The sequence below is a fragment of the Pseudarthrobacter xylosi genome, from assembly GCF_055412765.1.
Genome location: NZ_JBVAYT010000001.1, coordinates 328,051 through 346,213, shown reverse-complemented (window position 1 = coordinate 346,213; position 18,163 = coordinate 328,051). Strand labels below are relative to the sequence as shown.

The following is an 18,163-nucleotide window of genomic DNA, read 5'->3' as shown; positions in this document are numbered from 1 at the left end:
GGGGAAAAATCACCCCACGGAAAGGTCTGCGCCTTCGTCGGACGTGGACAGCATCAGCACGCGGCAAACAGTGGTCCAGCCCAGGTGGGAGTACAGCTTCTGACCGTCGAGGGAGGCCAGAAGCAGGCCGTTTTCCACATCCGGTCCGATGGCCTGCGCGGCCAGGGCCTTCATGATGAAGCTGCCCAGGCCGCGGCGCTGGAACGCCGGTTGGACAACAATCTTGTCGAATACCGCGGTCTCGCCCACCACAAAAACCCTGCCGCTCGCCGCCACCGTGTCGCCCGAACGGACCACCGCGTGGTGGACGCCGTCGAGCTCGGAGGTGACCAGGTTCAGGTCGTCGTCGGAGAGCCAAGGATCTTCCATGTCCTGGGTGGACATGTCCACAATCATCATGGCCTGCGATGCCGACGTGACGTTCAGAGCGTTCTGCTGGGCCAGCGCCGTGAAGCGGGCAACGTCATTGGTGAGGATGGTCAGGACCCTGGCCGGTGCCTCGGCGGTCGTGGCAGCCAGGGCAGCGAACTCGTCAGCGGAGGGGTCATGGGCGAAGTACTCCCACTCCCCGGTGGTATCGGCCCGCAGTGCAGCTGGGAAGCGGCCCTCAACTATTGTCTGGTAACCGCGGCAGCCGGCCCAGCCAGCTACCCAGACTTCAAGAAGGCGTGTGATGTCTTCAACCAAGGCGTCCGGACTCATGTCATGAGGGTATTCCAGCCCCGACACAAGCAACAGGGGTAGGGTGCCCCGATGTGACTTGCTTATGCAATCGTGACCAGACAAAACTGACCTAATGCCCGCCCCTACAGAAGACGCCGCTTCGTACTCTTTTCCTTTGCCCCTGCTGGTCTGCGTCGCCACGATGGTCGCTGTCGTAGGCGGCGCCAGGTACTGGGAGGGGGCCACGGGTGTGGGGTACTGGGCTTGGCTTGCCTGCGGACTCGTCCCGCTGGTGGCCGGCGCCCTGATCTACCGCCGGCAAACAACTCCCGTGGTGTTCCTGGGCTCCCGCCGCGAACCGGCGGGCGGCAAACGGCCAGGACTCGGTGGGCTGCTGACCTCACTCATCCTGTTCCTGGTGCCGCGCCTGGTCGGTGACGGCGCTGCAGCACTCGCTCTTATCGATGGCGGTAGTGCTTTCACGGCTGCCGTGACGGCAACCGTGGTGCCCTTCGTCGTCGTCGTCCTGGGCTACCCGGCGGCCGAAACCGCCCTGAACAGGCGCGACGCCGCCATCGCAGCGAGCAAACTTTAGCCCCGGCCGCCAGGCGGGCCCGGTGCCCGGCAACCCAGTACCCTTAAATACGTGGCTTTGAACCGAATTGTGCTCTTTTACGGCTTTACCCCCATCGCAGATCCGGACGCGGTGCGGCTCTGGCAGCGTGCCCTGTGCGAAAAACTGGGGCTGACCGGACGCATCCTCATTTCCAAGGACGGCATCAACGCCACGGTGGGCGGTGAGATCGGCGCGGTCAAGCAATACGTCAAGACCACGCGCGAATACAAGGGCTTCCACGGCATCGACGTGAAATGGTCCGACGGCGGCGCGGAAGACTTCCCGCGGCTGAGTGTTAAGGTCCGGGACGAGATCGTCTCGTTCGGCGCGCCCGGCGAACTCAAGGTGGATGAGCACGGCGTGGTGGGCGGTGGCACCCACCTCAAGCCCGAAGAACTGCACGAACTGGTGGAGGCCACAAAACAGGCCGGTGAGGATGTGGTGTTCTTCGACGGCCGCAACGCCTTCGAAGCCCAGATCGGCAAGTTCAAGGACGCGATCGTCCCCGACGTGGCCACCACCCACGATTTCATCAAGGAGCTCGACTCCGGCAAGTACGACGCCCTCAAAGACAAACCCGTGGTCACCTACTGCACCGGCGGCATCCGCTGCGAGGTGCTCTCCAGCCTCATGGTGAACCGCGGTTTCAAGCAGGTGTACCAGCTCGACGGCGGCATCGTCCGCTACGGCGAAACGTTCAAGGACCAGGGCCTCTGGGAAGGCTCGCTCTACGTGTTCGACAAACGCATGCACCTGGAATTCAGCGAGGACGCCAAAACGATCGGTGCGTGTGTTCGCTGTGCCTCGCCCACGAGTAAGTTCGAGAACTGCTCCAACCTGAGTTGCCGCACTCTGACCCTGTATTGCTCCGAGTGTGCCGCCAGCCCGGAGACGCTTCGCTGCCCCGAAGGCTGCGCGGCCTGAAACGTGCGTCGCCGAAGGGTCTGGCCGGCCTAGATCCGGCAGGTAGGAAAGTTCAAAGCCGGGACAGCCTGTAGGCGAAATTGGCGGCGGACTGCGCTTCAACCTGGAAGTGCAACACCGTTTCCTTGGACAGGTAGATCACGCTTTCGCGCCGGGATCCGCAGCGCAGGCTGAGGTCCACCATGGTGAATTCGTCACTGCGGACTTTGAAGTCGACGCGCAGCTGGCTCCGGCATACCAGCACCAGGACGTAGGTTCCGGCGGGGAGGGGCAATGTGGCGCCGGTCCGGATTTCTTCGGCCCGCAACAGGCCGAATTCCCTGTGCACCACCTGCAGCCCGGTCCCCACTTGGGACTCCGTCAGCCAGGCCTCCATTTCGGCCTCGCTGACGGGATCGTTCCGCCACAGTTCAGCGCGCGGCCCCGGCTCGGTCACTGCCGGCGAGGCCGGGGCGTACTCGGCGGGCCGCCACCCTTCGTCGTACGTATATTCACATCCGGTGAGCGCAGATCCGGCCACCATGGCGCTCGCCGTCCAGAGTACGACGGCGGCCCTCACCCGGGTGCGCACGGAGACTGACCGGGACGGGTAGGTGCCCGGACGAAGTGCCGCCCTGCGGGGCGGCGGCGCCCCCTGTGTTGCGGGCATACTCCGACTCTATGCCCGGCACGGACCCCAATCCAGAGCCCTGAGTAAGTGACGGGAAAGCGAGTCAACTACCCCGCGGTTACCAGCTGGTAGGCGTAGATCACCGGCGCGTCAACGCTGGAGGCACTGAGCTCCAGCGGTCCGGATTCCGGGAGGGTGATTTTGCGGGACTCCGGCGTGCCGTAGCAGGCCGCTCCGAGGTCGGCGAGCGCTTTGCCGCCGGACCGCACTGCGAGGAACGCCTTGCCGCCGCCTTCACAGACAAGTGTCAGCGTGTACTTGCCTGCCGGCACAGTCTCCGTATGGTCAATGGGCTGGGCGTTGAGAATCTTGCCAGAGTCCTCGGCAACAGTGCCGCTGGCCGACGGCATCGCCGTGGCTTTCCAGGCCGGCACATCGGCGTTCTCCACCGAAAGCTGCTGCGCGCAGCCGGAGACGCCCAGGAGGACAGCTGCTGCAGCCACGGCGGAGAGGGCGCGCGGCAGGGAGGAAGGAAACAGAACCATGCTTCCAACTTACCCGGCCCCATCGGCGCTCCGTGATTCACACCCTTGACCTTGACGCTACGTCAACATTTATCGTTGAATCATCAGCCGGTTCACGACCCCGGACTACTCCGCAAACAGACCCGGAAGGAGGAACGCATGGACTGGTCCATCCAGGACATAGCCCGGATCGCTGGCACCACCAGCAGGACGCTGCGCCACTATGACGACATCGGCCTGCTCAAGCCCAGCCGCACCGGCAACAACGGTTACCGCTACTACAACCAGGCGGGACTGGTGCAGCTCCAGCGCATCCTGCTCCTGCGCGGGCTGGGGCTGGGCCTGCCGGTGATCAGCCAGGTGCTCGACGACGAAACGGACGCCGCCAAGGCGCTCACCGGGCATCTCGAATGGCTCAAGCAGGAACAGGACAGGCTGGCGCGGCAGATCGCATCGGTCACACAAACCATCGAAGCAGTGAAAGGAGGTGGCGAAATCATGGCAGAAGACATGTTCAACGGTTTCGACCACACGCAGTACAAGGACGAAGTGGAGGAACGCTGGGGCAAGGACGCCTATGCGAGGGGGGACTCGTGGTGGCGCGGCATGAGCGCCGACGAGAAGGCCGCGTGGAAGCAGCGCTCGCAGCAGTTGGGCGAGGACTGGATCGCCGCCGCTGCGGCGGGTATCGCACCGGACAGTGCGGAGGCCCAGGACATTGCCCGGCGGCACGTCGAATGGTTGACCGGCATCCCGGGCACCCCGGCGTCGGACGCCCGGGGCACGGGTGGCGGCAAAGGCAACACAGGCGAGGGTGACGTCAAGGCGTACGTCACCGGGCTCGGCGAAATGTATGTTGCGGACCCCCGGTTCGCCAAGAACTACGGCGGTGCGGAAGGTGCCGGCTTCGTCCGGGATGCCCTGAAGATCTACGCGGCGGAGAACTTGTAGCCAGTCTGGACGATCCCGGCCCGCCAATAGACTTGGGCGGTGACTGTTTCCACGATTTTCCTGGCCGGCAACACCCCCGATGCCCCGCGCAGCGACCTCCCCGATCTGCTGACGGCGCTCGCCGCGGACCTGCGCCGGGTGGACTACACGCTCGACGGCGTGGCTTCTCTGCTGGGCGAGTCCGCCTACCGCGCACTGAACCGGGACCAGATCATCCCGGCATTGCTCGCCACCGAAAGCGCCCTCCAGCGTGACGCGGCGAAGGGCGGGCCTGCGAACGGTGAGAGTACGACGGCGGAACTGGCCGCCGTCGTACGTCTCTGGCTGCTGGCGGAACCGCAAACGCGGGAAACGCTCGACGCCGCCCTGCCTGGGATCCGGGCCGACGGCCTGATCGAGCTGGGGCTGCTTGAGCCCGTGCCCGGCGCCGAGCAATCGACGCCGGACCTGCTGCAGGCAAAAGCGGATCTGCGGCCGTACGGCTGGGACGCGAATGAGGACGGCAGCGGGGGCGCCGAGCTGTGGGTGGCCAGCGATCTCGCCGCGCACCAGCAGGCGGGCGTGCTCCGGCACGATCACGTGCTGGGGATCGGGCAGGCGTCCACCACGCTGGTGCAGACCACCGTCCGCCGCCACGTTGCCAAGGCCCTGGATCTGGGCACGGGCTGTGGAATCCAGTCCTTCCACCTGCTGCACCACGCCGAGCACGTCACGGCCACGGACATCTCCGAGCGGGCGCTGGCCTTCACCCGTTTCAACCTGCTCCTGAACGCCGAGGCACTGCACGTGGACCCGGACCGGCTGGAGGACCGGGTGAGCCTTCGGCTGGGGTCGCTCCTGGAGCCCGTGGCCGGGGAGGAGTTCGAGCTGGTGGTGTCCAATCCGCCGTTTGTCATCACGCCGCGGACCGTGGGTGAGCACGCGTCCGGGCAGTTCACCTACCGTGACGGCGGCCTGCCCGGCGATGACATCGTGGCCTCGCTGGTGGCCGCCCTGCCGTCGGTCCTCGCCCCGGCTGGAACGGCCCAGCTTTTGGGCAACTGGGAAATCACAGCGGGGACGTCGTGGCAGGACAGGCCGCAAAGCTGGGCCGGTTCGGACGTGGACGCCTGGTTCATCCAGCGCGAGCAGGTGGGCCCGGAACAATACGCCGAAACGTGGCTGCAGGATGCATCCGAGTCCCGCGACCGCAGGCATTACCGGGACGCTTATGCCGCGTACCTGGCGGACTTCGCGTCGCGGAACGTGGCGGGGATCGGCTTCGGCATGATCTGGCTGCGGCGGCCGGCGGTCACGGGACGGGTCGCCGGACCGGAAGCGGAATCCGGTGCCGGCCCCATCAGCCGGTTCGAGGAAATCACGTACCCCATTGAGCAGCCCATCGGGCCCCACCTGGGCGCCGCCGTCGAGCGTTCCGATTGGCTGGCCGCCAACAGCCTGGCGGACGCGCACCTGCTTGTGGCGGACGACGTCACGGAGGAACGCCACCAGCGGCCCGGCGCCGAGCACCCGGGCGTGATCCTGCTGCGCCAGGGTGCCGGCCTGCGCCGGACCAATCTGCTGAGCACCGAACTCGCCGGGCTTGTCTCCGCCTGCGACGGCGACCTCTCGGTCGGCCAGATCATCGGTGCCCTTGCGGCGCTGCTTGGCGGGAGCCTCGCCGGGGAGGACGGGTTCGACGGCGACGCGTTCCGGACAAGGCTGCTCGACGACGTCGCGAACCTGGTCAGCGACGGTTTCCTGGTCCCCTCCGAGCCTGCAGAATAGCGGTTTCGTGGGCTCCGGAACACCCTAAAACGGGGCCCAGGACATGCCGGATGAGTCGGCGGGTTTTCCACATGAATGCGCACGATTGTCCAAAATATGGTGAACTAGGCCAATATGGGCTCATCTGCCCACGCAACCCTTTTCTGTAGGAGCACCGTGCCAAGCAAGGCCAAAACAGGCAAGAAACTCGTGATTGTGGAGTCTCCTGCCAAGAGCAAGACCATCGCCAAGTACCTCGGCGAGGGCTTCATCGTAGAGGCCTCCATCGGTCACATCCGCGACCTGCCGCAGCCGTCTGAGCTTCCCGCAGAACTGAAGAAAACCTCGGTGGGCAAGTTCGCCGTCGACATCGAAAACGACTTCAAACCCTATTACGTGGTGTCCGCGGACAAGCGGAAAAAAGTCACCGAGCTGAAGGCCGCGCTCAAGGATGCCGACGCCCTCTATCTCGCAACCGATGGGGACCGCGAGGGTGAGGCCATCGCGTGGCACCTGCTGGAAGTGCTCAAGCCCAAGGTCCCCGTTTACCGGATGACGTTCGGCGAAATCACCAAGGAAGCCATCCACCGCGCCATGGACAACCTGCGCGATGTTGATACGGCGCTGGTGGACGCGCAGGAAACCCGCCGCGTCCTGGACCGGCTCTACGGTTACGAGATTTCCCCCGTGCTGTGGCGCAAGGTGGCACGCGGCCTGTCCGCCGGCCGCGTGCAGTCCGTGGTCACCCGCATGGTGGTGGACCGTGAACGCGAACGCATGGCCTTCAAGGCCGCCTCCTACTGGGACCTCACGGGCCAGTTCGGTGCCGGTGCCGCTTCGTTCAAGGCGAAGCTCGCCTCCGTTGACGGCGCCAAGGTGGCTTCGGGCCGGGACTTTAACGACGACGGCGTCCTCACCTCGCGCAACGCGGCGCACCTGAACGAGGAACTCGCCACGTCGCTGGCAGCAGGTCTCCAGGATGCGGACTTCCGTGTCCGGTCCGTGGACACCAAGCCGTACACCCGCCGTCCGGCCGCGCCGTTCACCACGTCCACGCTGCAGCAGGAGGCCGGCCGCAAGCTGCGCTTCACCTCCAAGAGCACCATGCAGGTGGCCCAGCGGTTGTACGAAAATGGCTACATCACCTATATGCGAACCGACTCCTCGGCGCTGAGCGACGAAGCGGTCACTGCCGCCCGCCGCCAGGCCTCGGAGCTGTACGGCCCGGAGTACATCCCGGCGTCGCCCCGCGTCTACACCAGCAAGGCCGCGAACGCGCAGGAAGCCCACGAGGCCATCCGCCCCGCCGGTGACTCCTTCCGCACGCCGGCGCAGGTTGCCAAGCAGCTTTCCGGCGACGAGTTCCGCCTGTACGAGCTGATCTGGAAGCGCACCGTCGCCTCCCAGATGGGTGACGCCAAGGGCTCGACGGCGACCATCCGCCTGGGTGCCGTTGCTGTAAGTGGCGCGGCCGAAGGCCGGGACGCCGAGTTCTCCGCCTCCGGCACCGTCATCACCTTCCCCGGCTTCCTGGCCGCCTACGAGGAAGGCAAGGACGAAAGCCGCGGGGACGACGACTCCGACGAAGCCCGACGGTTGCCGAACGTGGCCAAGGACGATGCCCTCACGGCGTCGGACATTCTGGCAGTGGGCCACGAGACATCGCCGCCGCCGCGCTTCACCGAAGCATCCCTGACCGCCGAGTTGGAAAAGAAGGGCATCGGCCGCCCGTCCACCTACGCCTCCACCATCTCTACCATCCAGGACCGCGGCTACGTCCGGAAGCAGGGATCTGCCCTGGTGCCCAGCTGGATCGCGTTCTCGGTGATCCGCCTGCTGGAGCAGCACTTCACCGACTACGTGGACTACGAGTTCACGGCGGACATGGAAGGCGACCTGGACAAGATCGCCAACGGCCAGGCTGTGGGGTCCGCGTGGCTTAAGCACTTCTACTTCGGTGAAGACACCGATCCGGGCCTGCTGAGCATCGTGAACAACCTGGGCGACATTGACGCCCGGGAAATCAACTCCATTCCCATCACGGACGAGATCACGCTGCGGGTGGGCAAGTTCGGTCCGTACCTGGAAAGCTCCGCCGCCACGGTTGATCCGAAGACCGGCGAAATCGTGGAAAACTCCCGAGCCAACGTCCCGGAGGACCTGGCACCGGACGAGCTCACCGCAGCCAAGGCCATCGAACTGATGGAGACGGCTGCGCCGGAAGAACGCGTCCTCGGCGCCGACCCGCACACCGGGCACACCGTGGTGGCGAAGAACGGCCGCTACGGCGCCTACGTCACCGAAGTCATCCCCGAGATGACCGAGGAACAGTTGGCCAACCAGCCCGTGGAGTACTACAAAAACGGCAAGCCGAAGCCGCCGAAGAAGCCTGTCAAGGCTAAGCCGCGCACCGGTTCGCTGTTTGCGTCCATGACCGTGGACTCCGTCACCCTGGATGAAGCGATGCAGCTGATGAGCCTTCCCCGGGCCCTGGGGGAGGACGCCGAAGGCAACCTCATCACGGTGCAGAACGGCCGCTTCGGCCCTTACCTGAAGAAGGGCACGGACTCCCGCTCCATCGGCACTGAAGAGGAAATCTTCACCATCACGCTGGAGCAGGCCCTGGAGATCTACTCCCAGCCCAAGCAGCGCGGCGCCCGTGCGGCGGTGGCCCCGCTGGCCGAGTTCGGACCGGACCCCGTCTCCGAGAAGAACATCGTGGTGAAGGAAGGCCGCTTCGGCCCGTACATCACCGACGGCATCACCAACATCACCGTCCCGCGGTCCACCTCCCTGGAGGAACTGACCCGGGAACAGGCCGTTGAACTCCTCGCCGAAAAGCGGGCCAAGGGTCCGGTCAAACGCACCACCACAGCCCGCAAGGCCCCGGCCAAGAAAAAGGCCCCGGCAAAAAAATAGCGACTGGGGGTTCGGTCGGCTCAACTCTGCCCAGTGGTTGAGCCGGTCGAACCTAGCGGAAACGGGAGGGGAGGAATCCGGCAGCGTGCGTCTAAGGTGGGCCACTGCGACAGGGTTCCCTGGCCGAGCTTGCGAGGTTAGGGACTCGCTGGGGAGGCACGAGCGAGCACGCCGAGGATTTCGCCCCTCCCGTTTGCACACGAGCGGGTTTGCGCCGTCGTTCGCAACGTGGTCGAGTAGATACATGACTGAACAGCCCGCGCACGCCGATCTCACGCCGCTCAACGAACTCGAAGAGAAGCTCGCCCTGGGCGGCCAGCCCGAGGGCAGCCCGGTGGATGTCATCCTGTCCTTCCTCAACAGCGAGGTCTACGTCATCAGCACCGACGGGATCGAGGGGGAGGATTCCCAGGTGGAGCCGCTGGTACTGGCGAACGCCGACGGCGAGCCCGTCCTTGCGGTGTTTTCGCACCCCAGCAGGGTTGACGAGCAGTACCTTGAGGCGGCCCCGAACGTCCTGGGGACACAGGGTGCAGCCATCATCGCCAACATCGGCGAAGAGTTGGGCATGGTGATCAACCCCGGCGCCGCCTACGGTTTCGAGATCAACCCGGAGGGCGTCGCCAACATCAAGCGTGACTTCAAACGCGCCGATGAACTTCCGGACGGCGCCCCCGAGGACGCCTCCGCAAACTGACATCTTCCGCGCAGGTTGTGAGTGAGGGCCCGGCCAGGGGAATAATGGCAGGATGCGGCTAGGCGTCCTCGATATCGGGTCCAACACTGTCCACCTACTCCTGGTGGATGCCCACCCTGGCGCGCGTCCGGTGCCTTTCGCATCGCATAAACGGCCCTTGTCCCTGGTCCAGTACCTGGATGCCGACGGCAACATCACGGACGCCGGCCAGCACGAGCTGACCGAATTTGTCCTTGAAGCCTGGGAGTTTGCGGCCAGGCACAAGGCGGACGACCTTCTGGCGTTCTGTACGTCCGCCATCCGCGAAGCCACCAACGGCGCTGCTGTGCTGGCCCGGGTCAAGCACGAAACCACTGTCACCCTGCAGGAACTGACGGGAAGCGAAGAAGCCTCCATGACGTTCTTCGCCGTCCGCCGCTGGTACGGCTGGGGTGCGGGCCCGATCCTGAACCTGGACATCGGCGGCGGCTCCTTCGAAATGGCCTTCGGCCAGGACGAACTGCCCGAAGTGGCCACATCTGTCCCGCTGGGCGCCAGCCGCCTCACCCGCGACTGGCTGGCTGAGGACCCGCCTTCGGCCAAGAGCGTCAAGGATCTGCGCCGCTACATCCGGGCCACGCTGGCCCCCGCGGTGAAGCAGTTCGACGGCCTGGGCCGCGCCAACGTTGTGGCCGGCACCTCCAAGACCTTCAGGTCGCTCGCCAGGGTCGCAGGGGCCGCCCCCAGCGCCGCAGGCCCCTACGTAAAGCGAACACTCAACGCCACGGATCTGGGCGTCTGGGCGCAGCGCATTTCAGCCATGAAGTCCGAAGACCGGCTCTTCTTGCCCGGAGTGTCAGAGGCGCGCGCGCACCAGCTCCTGGCCGGGGCCTTGGTGGCAGAGGCGGCCTTGGAAATGTTCAAGTTCAAAAAGGTCAGAATCTGCCCCTGGGCGCTGCGTGAAGGGCTGATCCTGCGCCGGCTCGACCAGCTGGTCTTCGCCGGTCCGCTGGATCCGGCCCCGCATATCTTGGAGCCCGCCCCGGCACGCCACGCGATCGAGGCCACCCCGGCCTGAGGCCCGCGGCTTGCTTCGCCTGCGGCGTGGCCGAAAAGACCGTTAACGCGAAAGCGCCGGCGGCCGCAACAGGAAAATGGGGGAAACCTGTTGCAAACCACCGGCGCCTCGGGCAAACATCCCCATGCTTGCCGCATCACTCGCACCCTCAATGAGGTAATAACTACGTTAGGCGGCGAAGTTGTGTGCAAGCTGCAGCGAACATGGGAGTCCGCTGTGAATCGCTTTCGGCGGGTTCCCGTTCTTTCCGAATCGTCCCGTTTCTGCAGCCGCGCACCCGAACTGCCATGATGGAACCATGAGTAACCGAATCGCCTTTCTGGGCTGTGGATCCATGAACGAAGCCATCCTCTCGGGCCTTCTGGCCGCTGGGACCAACCCCGCCGACGTCATCGCTACAGTCCGCCGTGCAGAACGCGCCGAGGAGCTGGCGTTGCGCCACCACGGCATTACGGCCGTCGCCGGCGAAGAGGAACCTAACAACAATAAGGACGCGGCCAAGGGATCCGCCGTCGTAATCCTTGGCGTCAAGCCCGTGGGCATCGTCGACCTGGCCCGCGAAATCGGTGGCTCCCTGTCCCCGGACGCCATCGTAGTCAGCGTCGCCGCAGCCGTATCGTTGGCGCAACTTGAAGCTGCCCTGCCTCCCGGACAGCCGGTGATCCGCACCATGCCGAACACCCCTTCCAAACTGGGCCGCGGCGTCGTCTCCGTTTCACCAGGTACCAACTGCACGCCGGAACAGCTCCAGACTGTCAAGGACATCCTGCGGGCCGCGGGCACCGTGGTGGAGGTGCCCGAGGAGCAGGTGGATGCGTTGTCGGCCATCAGCGGCTCGGGTCCCGCCTACGCGTTCTACCTGGCCGAGGCCATGGCAGCTGCCGGCGTCGAACTGGGACTGGATCCCGAGCTGTCGCTGCTCCTGGCCCGCGAGACAGTCGCCGGCGCGGGCTTTATGCTGGCCGAGCCGGGTGCCGACCCCTCAGCCCTGCGTAAGGGAGTGACCAGCCCCAACGGCACCACCGAACGGGCCATCGCTACCTTCGACGACCGCGGCATTCCGGCCATCATTGCCGCCGGCGCCCGCGCCGCAGCGGACCGCTCCGCAGAGATCACCAGACAGCTCGGCTAGTCCCCACCCACCCGCAACTACGGCCGCGCGGCGAACCGTTCCAGCAGGTCCACGTGCCCGGACACGATCAGCATGTCGCGGGCGGACACCTTGGTTTCAGGGCGGGCGTAGGTGAAGTCCTCGCCGGGCGACTTCACGCCCACGATGGTCACACCGTACTTGGAGCGCACCTTGGACTCGTCCAGCGTGAAACCGACTGTTTCACGGGGCGGGTACATTTTCACGATGGCGAAGTCGTCGTCGAATTCGATGAAGTCCAGCATGCGGCCGGAGACCAGGTGCGCGGCGCGGACGCCGGCGTCGGCCTCGGGGTAGATCACGTGGTTCGCGCCGATCCTGGTGAGGATCTTGCCGTGCGAGGGTGTGATGGCCTTGACCCAGAGGTGCTCGATGCCCAAATCCACGAGGTTCACGGTGATCAGCACGGAGGACTCGATGGACGTTCCCACGCCACAAACGGCGGAGCTGAACTCCTGTGCACCGAGCTGGCGCAGCGCATCGATGTTGGTCGCGTCGGCCTCCACCACGTGAGTGAGGAGCGGTGCCCATTTCTGGACCAGGCTCCGGTCGCGTTCGATCGCCAGCACCTCGCGGCCCTGTTTCACCAGCTGCTCGGCGGTAGATGAACCGAAGCGGCCCAGCCCGATCACCAGTACCGGCGCGTTGTGGGCGGGGCGGTTGGGGGCGCCTGAGGAATTAGCCAATGATGGGCCTCTCTTCCGGGTAGTGGTACAGCTGGCTGCGCTGACGCAGGGCCAGCCCAGCTGCAAGGGTAACGGTGCCCACGCGGCCCGCGAACATCAGGGCGGTGAGGACATAAACGCCCGACGGCGGCAGCTCGGCGCTGAGGTTGGTGCTGAGCCCCACGGTGGCGAAGGCCGAGATGGTTTCGAACAGCACCCGGTCCAGGGATGCGCCGCTGATCTGCAGCAGCAGGAACGCTGAGACGGAGACCAGCGTGGCGCCGGCCACGATGACGGAGATAGCCACCCGCATGGTCCCCTGGGGGATGGTCCTGCCGTACACCTTGACGTCGGAGTCGCCGCGGGCCTCCGCGACGATGGCGAGGAACATCACGGCGATGGTGGTCACCTTGATGCCGCCCGCCGTCGACGCCGAACCGCCGCCGGCGAACATCAGGGCGTCGGTGAGCAGCATGGTGGTGGATTCCATGTGGTTCTGGTCCACCAGGTTAAAACCGCCGGAGCGGGTCACAACGGACGCGAACAACGAATGGGTGATCTTGTCGCCGAGGTCCATGTGGGCGATGGTCCGAACGTTGTCCCACTCCATCAGCGCCCACAGCACGGCGCCGGCGGCCAGCAGGATGAAGGACACCTGGATGGTGAGCTTGGTGTGGAGATTCCACTTTTTCCAGTTGAGCCCGTTCTGCTGCAGGACCATCACCACAGGGAAGCCCAGGCTGCCCAGGAACACGCCAAGCATCAGCGGGATGAGGATCCAGAGGTCGGTCTCGTAGGGCACAATGCCGTCCGAATGCGGGGTAAAACCGGCGTTGTTGAACGAGGAGATGGAGTAAAAGACGCCATGCCACACCGATTGCCAGAAAGGCTCGCCCAGCGTCATAAACCGGGGGATCAGCGCCAGTGCCAGGATGCCCTCAATTACCACGGAGGTCACGATGACGATCCGCAGCAGCGTACCCACTTCACCGAGCCGGCCGGCATTGTTCATGGCCTCCTGCGCGATGAGCTTGCCGCGGACGCCAAGCTTCTTGCTCACCATCAGGGCCAGCAGCGAGGCGAGGGTCAGGGTTCCTAAGCCGCCCACGAAGATGCCAATCAGGATGACCAGTTGGCCGAAGAAGGACCAGTGCACCGCCGTCGAAACAACCGTCAGTCCCGTCACGCAGACGGCGGACACCGCCGTGAACAGGGCCTGGTGTATCGGAGTGGCCGTACCGGTGGCGGAGGAGACGGGCAGCGAGAGGAGGAAGGTGAAGACCAGGCAGACCGCCCCGAAAGCGCTCAGGGCAAGCCGGGCAGGCGACGTATTGGCGATATCGTCAACGACGTCGCGTACGCGGGTGAAGATCCAGAGGCCTTCGCGCTCCGGTGCCGCGGGGTGCCAGCTGGCCGGGTTCCGGGGCCTCGACTGGCGTTGCGTCATGGGGGCGGCTTTTCCTCGGTTGAAACTGTTTCCTCCAGTAGTAAACCACTAATGCCCGCGTAATGGCCGGGCCGGGGCAGCGGTGTCCTCCGGTAGCCTGTTCATTGATGACATTCCTGCCCGGTCTCAGCCAGCCCGCGCCACCAACGATGGTGGTGTGGAATTCCGCCATGACGGCCTACAATTTTGGCCCGGGCCACCCGATGGCTCCCGCGCGGCTGGACCTGACGGCCCGCCTTTCCCGCAGCCTGGGCCTGCTGGACCTTGCGCATGTGTCCGTGGAGGCTCCGGAGATCGCCTCCGATGCCGAACTGGAAACCGTGCACTCGCCTGAGTTTGTGGCTGCGGTCCGTCGGGTCAGCGACGACCCGACCTCGCCCGATGTTGCCCGCGGTCTGGGCACCGACGACGATCCTGCTTTCGCCGGTATGCACGACGCCGCCGCGAGGCTGGCAGGTGGATCGCTGGCCGCCGCGTCCGCCATCCTGGACGGGTCCGCGCTCCACGCCGTGAACTTCGGCGGGGGCATGCACCACGCCGCCCGTGACCGCGCCAGCGGCTTCTGCATCTACAACGACTCCGCCGTGGCCCTCCAGAGACTGCTCGACGGCGGCATGCGGCGTGTGGTGTACATCGACGTCGATGCGCACCACGGCGACGGGACGGAAAGCATCTTCTGGGACGACCCCCGGGTCCTAACCATTTCCCTGCATGAAAGCGGTCTCACCCTTTTCCCCGGGACAGGCTACGCGAACGAGATCGGCGGTCCCCGGGCTGAGGGCAGCGCCGTGAACGTCGCCCTGCCGTCCGGCACCGGCGATGCCGGCTGGCTGCGGGCCTTCCACGCCGTGGTGCCGCAGCTCGTGGGCGCGTTCCAGCCGGAAGTCATCGTCAGCCAGCATGGCTGCGACTCGCACCGCCTTGACCCGCTGGCACACCTGAACATCAGTGTGGACGGCCAGCGCGAGGCGGCCACCGCCGTCGGGAATCTCGCTGCCCGGCACTGCGAGGGCCGCTGGATCGCCACGGGCGGCGGCGGGTACAGCGTCACCGACGTTGTGCCGCGCTCGTGGAGCCACCTGATCGCCATCGCCGCCGGACGGCCCGTTCCGCTCCGGACCCAGGTGCCGGAGGATTGGCGCAAATATGTTTCGGACAAATTCGGGATGGACACCCCAGGCCTGATGGGCGACGACGTGGAGCTTTGGTGGCGGTCCTGGGAAGTAGGTTTTGACCCCAACGACGCCGTGGACCGCACCGTCATGGCCACCCGCAAAGCCGTTTTCCCGCTGCACGGCCTTGATCCCTGGTTCGACTGATCCTTCTTGACTCCGCCTTCACCCCGCGCGGGGCCGGTCACGGGCGAAATAGTTGATGCCCGGCCGCGTATATGTCGCTAGGGTGGGAGTCATGGTGACAGACGACGTATTTGCCGTCATTGCGGAAGCAACCCGGCGCGACATTTTGGTATCCCTGCGCGCCGGGGACAAAGCAGTGGGCGAGCTGGTGGAAGAACTTTCCGCGAGCCAGCCCACCATTTCCAAGCACCTGAAAGTCCTCCGCGAGGCCCAACTGGTCAGCATGCGGGCGCAGGGCCAGAAGCGCTATTACGCGCTGAACCCCAAACCGCTTGAGGGGATCGTCAGCTGGCTGGAGACGTTCGACGTCGGCCCGGCAGCCGCCGTCGCCAAGTCACCCCGCGCTGGCGCGGAAGCCGGCACCGAGCAAGCCGTGGCTACCGCGTTGCCGGACAACGCAGCCATCGCCGCCGTCCTGGAGCGTCCGGGCGCCGAGCTGAGTCCCGCCGTCGTGATTCCGGGCGGCACGGTGGCCCCGCTCAGCGACGACACCGTGCCGCAGCAGATCGGCCGCACTGTGGGCCGCGCCGCCACGAAGGCTGCGGACCTGCTGGCGAACCTCCCGAACCTCCCCAAGTTCGGCCGCAAAAAGTAGCCCTTAACCCCAACTAGGTAGCAGTAAGTGTCGTTTTGGGGGCTCAAAACGACACGTACTGCTACCTAGTTAGGCGGGCGGGACGCCTTACTTGTTGAGCAGGCGCACGTGGTCCGGGGTCAGCTCGGAGAGCTTGCTGACGCCGAGCAGTGCCATGGTCCGGGCCATGTCCTTCTCGAGGATCTGCAGGGTGCGGTCCACTCCCGCCCGTCCGCCGGCCATCAGGCCGTACAGGTACGCGCGGCCGATCAGCGTGAAGTCGGCGCCCAGGGCCAGGGCCGCGATGATGTCCGCGCCGCTCATGATGCCGGTGTCCAGGATGATGGCAGCGTCCGAGTTGTCCTTGGTGAAGGCTTCCTTGACTTCCGGCAGCAGGTGGAACGGGATGGGAGCGCGGTCCAGTTGGCGGCCACCGTGGTTGGAGAGCACCACGCCGTCGGCGCCATGGTCCACCACTTTGCGGGCGTCCTCAACGGTCTGGATGCCCTTGACCACGAGCTTGCCCTTCCAGGTTTCACGCAGCCAGTCCAGGTCATCGAACGTGAGGGTGGGGTCGAACATCGAGTTGATGAGGTCGGCCACCGTCCCGGTGTAGCGGGAGAGTGAGGCGAACGTGAGCGGCTCGTGCGTGAGGAAGTTGAACCACCAGGCGGGGCGGTACGACGCGTCAAGCACAGTCTTGACGGTCAGTGCCGGCGGGATGGTCATGCCGTTGCGGACGTCACGGAGGCGGGCGCCCGCGACGGCGGTGTCCACGGTGACCATCAGGGTGTCGTTGCCGGCCTTGGCGGCGCGCTCGATCAGTTCCAGCGACCGGTCGCGGTCCGTCCACAGGTACAGCTGGAACCAGTTGCGGCCGTTCGGGGCGGCGGCGGCCACATCCTCGATGGAGGCGGTGCCCATGGTGGAAAGGGTGTACGGAATGCCGGCGGCTTCAGCTGCCTGCGAGCCGGCGTATTCGCCCTCGGACTGCATCATGCGGGTGAAGCCGGTGGGGGCGATGCCCACGGGCAGCCGCGATGGCTTGCCCAGGATGTCCGTGCTGAGGTCGATGCTGGAGACGTTGCGCAGGATGCCCGGCCGGAACTCGATGTCCAGGAAGGCTTCGCGGGCGCGGCGCAGGGTGATCTCGCCCTCGGCGGCGCCGTCGGTGTAGTCGAACGGGGCCTGCGGCGTGCGGCGCTTGGCCATGTCGCGCAGGTCCCAGATGGTGCTGGCGCGCTTCAGCCGCGCTTCCTTGCTGAACTCGGGCTTCTTGAACTGCATCAGCGGGGCCAGGTCCGAGTACTTGGGGATGCGGCGCTTCAGAGCAGCGGGGACCGATGACGCGCCGGCGGCCGGCTTCGGCGCTGTGGCGGCGGATGCCGGTACGTCCGTGGCATCCGGGGCCGGCGTGACCTCGGGATTGTTCGGCTGGATGGTGTGGGTCATGGCTGCCTCCGTTGGTGGGCCTGGCGCGGGGGATCGGGCTGTGGTCTAACCACACTCTAGGCCATGTGGTCCAACCACATCAAGTACCATTGCGATATGCGCACGCACCAACTCGTACTGACGTGGATCGAACAACAGCTTTCCGACGGTCTGCTGAGCGTGGGCGGACGCCTGCCAGCGGAGCGGGCACTTGCCGAGCAGCTGGCCGTGTCAAGAACGTCGGTGCGGGAGGCCATCCGGATCCTGGAGGCCATGGGGGTGGTCCGTGCAGGGGTCGGCTCCGGCCCGGACGCAGGGACGGTGGTGATTTCGGATCCGACGGCGGCGCTCGGCTCGGCGCTTCGGCTCCACGTCGCCACGCAGCATCTGCCCGTGTCCGACATCGTGGAAACGCGCATCCTGCTGGAGACCTGGGCGGCTGCCCGGGCCAAGCCCGACGCTCCGCATCTGGAACAGGCCGCCATGCTCCTGGGCGAGATGGACGCCGTCGAACGCGTGGCCCGGACGGCTGATGACTTCCTGGCGCTGGATATCCGGTTCCATTTGGCCCTCGCGGACGCCGCCGGCAATGCCGTGGTCAGCGCCATGATGGGCTCTCTGCGCGAATCAATCCAGGGGTACACCGCCCGGTTTACGGCCAATCTCCCGGACTGGGATGCCACGGCGTCGCGCCTGCAGGCGGAGCACCGCGACATTCTGGCCGCCATCAGGAACGACGACGGCGAGCGTGCGGCCAGGCTGGTGGCTGCCCACATCGAGGGGTACTACCGCGAGGGCGGGGTTGGGCGCCCGGCCGCGGAATAGTGCGCG

General features: G+C 66.0%; 17 protein-coding genes. 11 read left to right on the top strand and 6 right to left on the bottom strand.

Annotated elements, in window-relative coordinates; translation table 11 throughout:
* Nucleotides 1-9: 9 nt before the first annotated feature.
* Entirely contained in the window at nucleotides 10-702 is a 693-nt protein-coding gene (locus ACZY1F_RS01630) for a GNAT family N-acetyltransferase (RefSeq protein ID WP_463939921.1), read from the bottom strand.
* Nucleotides 703-796: 94 nt separating this feature from the next.
* Here ACZY1F_RS01630 and ACZY1F_RS01625 point away from each other — a divergent pair, with 94 nt between their 5' ends.
* Nucleotides 797-1,258, top strand: a complete 462-nt coding sequence (locus ACZY1F_RS01625; RefSeq protein WP_463939920.1) for a hypothetical protein — start codon at nucleotides 797-799, stop codon at nucleotides 1,256-1,258.
* 51 nt (nucleotides 1,259-1,309) lie between these two features.
* Complete coding sequence (gene trhO / locus ACZY1F_RS01620) at nucleotides 1,310-2,203, top strand: oxygen-dependent tRNA uridine(34) hydroxylase TrhO (protein ID WP_463939919.1); 894 nt, start codon at nucleotides 1,310-1,312, stop codon at nucleotides 2,201-2,203.
* A gap of 52 nt (nucleotides 2,204-2,255) precedes the next feature.
* Here trhO and ACZY1F_RS01615 read toward each other — a convergent pair whose 3' ends face one another.
* Together ACZY1F_RS01615 and ACZY1F_RS01610 are read right to left on the bottom strand one after the other, a co-directional pair.
* Nucleotides 2,256-2,852 (bottom strand): hypothetical protein, encoded by a 597-nt coding sequence (locus ACZY1F_RS01615; protein WP_463939918.1) that lies wholly within the window; start codon nucleotides 2,850-2,852, stop codon nucleotides 2,256-2,258.
* A 68-nt stretch (nucleotides 2,853-2,920) separates the two neighbouring features.
* Entirely contained in the window at nucleotides 2,921-3,358 is a 438-nt protein-coding gene (locus ACZY1F_RS01610; protein ID WP_463939917.1) for a DUF6023 family protein, read from the bottom strand.
* Nucleotides 3,359-3,496: 138 nt separating this feature from the next.
* Between ACZY1F_RS01610 and ACZY1F_RS01605 the strand changes: the two genes are divergently transcribed.
* The 6 genes from ACZY1F_RS01605 (at nucleotide 3,497) to proC (ending at nucleotide 11,839) form a co-directional block, all read left to right on the top strand.
* Nucleotides 3,497-4,288 (top strand): MerR family transcriptional regulator, encoded by a 792-nt coding sequence (locus ACZY1F_RS01605; protein ID WP_463939916.1) that lies wholly within the window; start codon nucleotides 3,497-3,499, stop codon nucleotides 4,286-4,288.
* A 39-nt stretch (nucleotides 4,289-4,327) separates the two neighbouring features.
* Nucleotides 4,328-6,055: a DUF7059 domain-containing protein gene (locus tag ACZY1F_RS01600; protein ID WP_463939915.1), complete on the top strand. Its 1,728-nt coding sequence runs from the start codon at nucleotides 4,328-4,330 to the stop codon at nucleotides 6,053-6,055.
* Nucleotides 6,056-6,211: 156 nt separating this feature from the next.
* The gene (gene topA / locus ACZY1F_RS01595) at nucleotides 6,212-8,953 is read left to right on the top strand and encodes a type I DNA topoisomerase (RefSeq protein WP_463939914.1); all 2,742 of its coding nucleotides are present in this window, start codon (nucleotides 6,212-6,214) and stop codon (nucleotides 8,951-8,953) included.
* Between the two features lie 244 nt (nucleotides 8,954-9,197).
* Nucleotides 9,198-9,650, top strand: a complete 453-nt coding sequence (locus ACZY1F_RS01590) for an SseB family protein (RefSeq protein ID WP_463939913.1) — start codon at nucleotides 9,198-9,200, stop codon at nucleotides 9,648-9,650.
* Nucleotides 9,651-9,702: 52 nt separating this feature from the next.
* A complete protein-coding gene (locus ACZY1F_RS01585) occupies nucleotides 9,703-10,707 on the top strand; it encodes a Ppx/GppA phosphatase family protein (RefSeq protein ID WP_463939912.1) in 1,005 nt (334 codons plus the stop codon).
* Nucleotides 10,708-11,005: 298 nt separating this feature from the next.
* Nucleotides 11,006-11,839, top strand: a complete 834-nt coding sequence (gene proC, locus ACZY1F_RS01580; RefSeq protein WP_463939911.1) for a pyrroline-5-carboxylate reductase — start codon at nucleotides 11,006-11,008, stop codon at nucleotides 11,837-11,839.
* A 17-nt stretch (nucleotides 11,840-11,856) separates the two neighbouring features.
* On the opposite strand, the gene ACZY1F_RS01575 is transcribed toward proC, so the two are convergent.
* Together ACZY1F_RS01575 and ACZY1F_RS01570 are read right to left on the bottom strand one after the other, a co-directional pair.
* Nucleotides 11,857-12,543 (bottom strand): potassium channel family protein, encoded by a 687-nt coding sequence (locus ACZY1F_RS01575; protein WP_104060499.1) that lies wholly within the window; start codon nucleotides 12,541-12,543, stop codon nucleotides 11,857-11,859.
* Nucleotides 12,536-13,969 (bottom strand): TrkH family potassium uptake protein, encoded by a 1,434-nt coding sequence (locus ACZY1F_RS01570; protein ID WP_463939910.1) that lies wholly within the window; start codon nucleotides 13,967-13,969, stop codon nucleotides 12,536-12,538. Before ACZY1F_RS01570 ends, ACZY1F_RS01575 begins: the two co-directional genes overlap by 8 nt.
* A 107-nt stretch (nucleotides 13,970-14,076) precedes the next feature.
* Between ACZY1F_RS01570 and ACZY1F_RS01565 the strand changes: the two genes are divergently transcribed.
* Nucleotides 14,077-15,288, top strand: coding sequence for an acetoin utilization protein AcuC (locus ACZY1F_RS01565; protein ID WP_463939909.1), 1,212 nt, complete (start codon nucleotides 14,077-14,079; stop codon nucleotides 15,286-15,288).
* Between the two features lie 91 nt (nucleotides 15,289-15,379).
* Nucleotides 15,380-15,922: an ArsR/SmtB family transcription factor gene (locus tag ACZY1F_RS01560; RefSeq protein ID WP_463939908.1), complete on the top strand. Its 543-nt coding sequence runs from the start codon at nucleotides 15,380-15,382 to the stop codon at nucleotides 15,920-15,922.
* Between the two features lie 87 nt (nucleotides 15,923-16,009).
* On the opposite strand, the gene ACZY1F_RS01555 is transcribed toward ACZY1F_RS01560, so the two are convergent.
* Nucleotides 16,010-17,353, bottom strand: coding sequence for an alpha-hydroxy acid oxidase (locus ACZY1F_RS01555; protein WP_463939907.1), 1,344 nt, complete (start codon nucleotides 17,351-17,353; stop codon nucleotides 16,010-16,012).
* 96 nt (nucleotides 17,354-17,449) lie between these two features.
* Here ACZY1F_RS01555 and ACZY1F_RS01550 point away from each other — a divergent pair, with 96 nt between their 5' ends.
* Complete coding sequence (locus ACZY1F_RS01550) at nucleotides 17,450-18,157, top strand: FadR/GntR family transcriptional regulator (protein WP_463939906.1); 708 nt, start codon at nucleotides 17,450-17,452, stop codon at nucleotides 18,155-18,157.
* Nucleotides 18,158-18,163: the final 6 nt, after the last annotated feature.

Excerpts from the sequence above, each read along its gene's own strand:
- ACZY1F_RS01630 (WP_463939921.1), bottom strand. The coding sequence starts at position 702 with ATGAGTCCGGACGCCTTGGTTGAAGACATCACACGCCTTCTTGAAGTC.
- ACZY1F_RS01625 (WP_463939920.1), top strand. The coding sequence starts at position 797 with ATGCCCGCCCCTACAGAAGACGCCGCTTCGTACTCTTTTCCTTTGCCC.
- ACZY1F_RS01615 (WP_463939918.1), bottom strand. The coding sequence starts at position 2,852 with ATGCCCGCAACACAGGGGGCGCCGCCGCCCCGCAGGGCGGCACTTCGT.
- ACZY1F_RS01610 (WP_463939917.1), bottom strand. The coding sequence starts at position 3,358 with ATGGTTCTGTTTCCTTCCTCCCTGCCGCGCGCCCTCTCCGCCGTGGCT.
- ACZY1F_RS01605 (WP_463939916.1), top strand. The coding sequence starts at position 3,497 with ATGGACTGGTCCATCCAGGACATAGCCCGGATCGCTGGCACCACCAGC.
- ACZY1F_RS01590 (WP_463939913.1), top strand. The coding sequence starts at position 9,198 with ATGACTGAACAGCCCGCGCACGCCGATCTCACGCCGCTCAACGAACTC.
- ACZY1F_RS01585 (WP_463939912.1), top strand. The coding sequence starts at position 9,703 with ATGCGGCTAGGCGTCCTCGATATCGGGTCCAACACTGTCCACCTACTC.
- proC (WP_463939911.1), top strand. The coding sequence starts at position 11,006 with ATGAGTAACCGAATCGCCTTTCTGGGCTGTGGATCCATGAACGAAGCC.
- ACZY1F_RS01570 (WP_463939910.1), bottom strand. The coding sequence starts at position 13,969 with ATGACGCAACGCCAGTCGAGGCCCCGGAACCCGGCCAGCTGGCACCCC.
- ACZY1F_RS01565 (WP_463939909.1), top strand. The coding sequence starts at position 14,077 with ATGACATTCCTGCCCGGTCTCAGCCAGCCCGCGCCACCAACGATGGTG.
- ACZY1F_RS01560 (WP_463939908.1), top strand. The coding sequence starts at position 15,380 with ATGGTGACAGACGACGTATTTGCCGTCATTGCGGAAGCAACCCGGCGC.
- ACZY1F_RS01555 (WP_463939907.1), bottom strand. The coding sequence starts at position 17,353 with ATGACCCACACCATCCAGCCGAACAATCCCGAGGTCACGCCGGCCCCG.
- ACZY1F_RS01550 (WP_463939906.1), top strand. The coding sequence starts at position 17,450 with ATGCGCACGCACCAACTCGTACTGACGTGGATCGAACAACAGCTTTCC.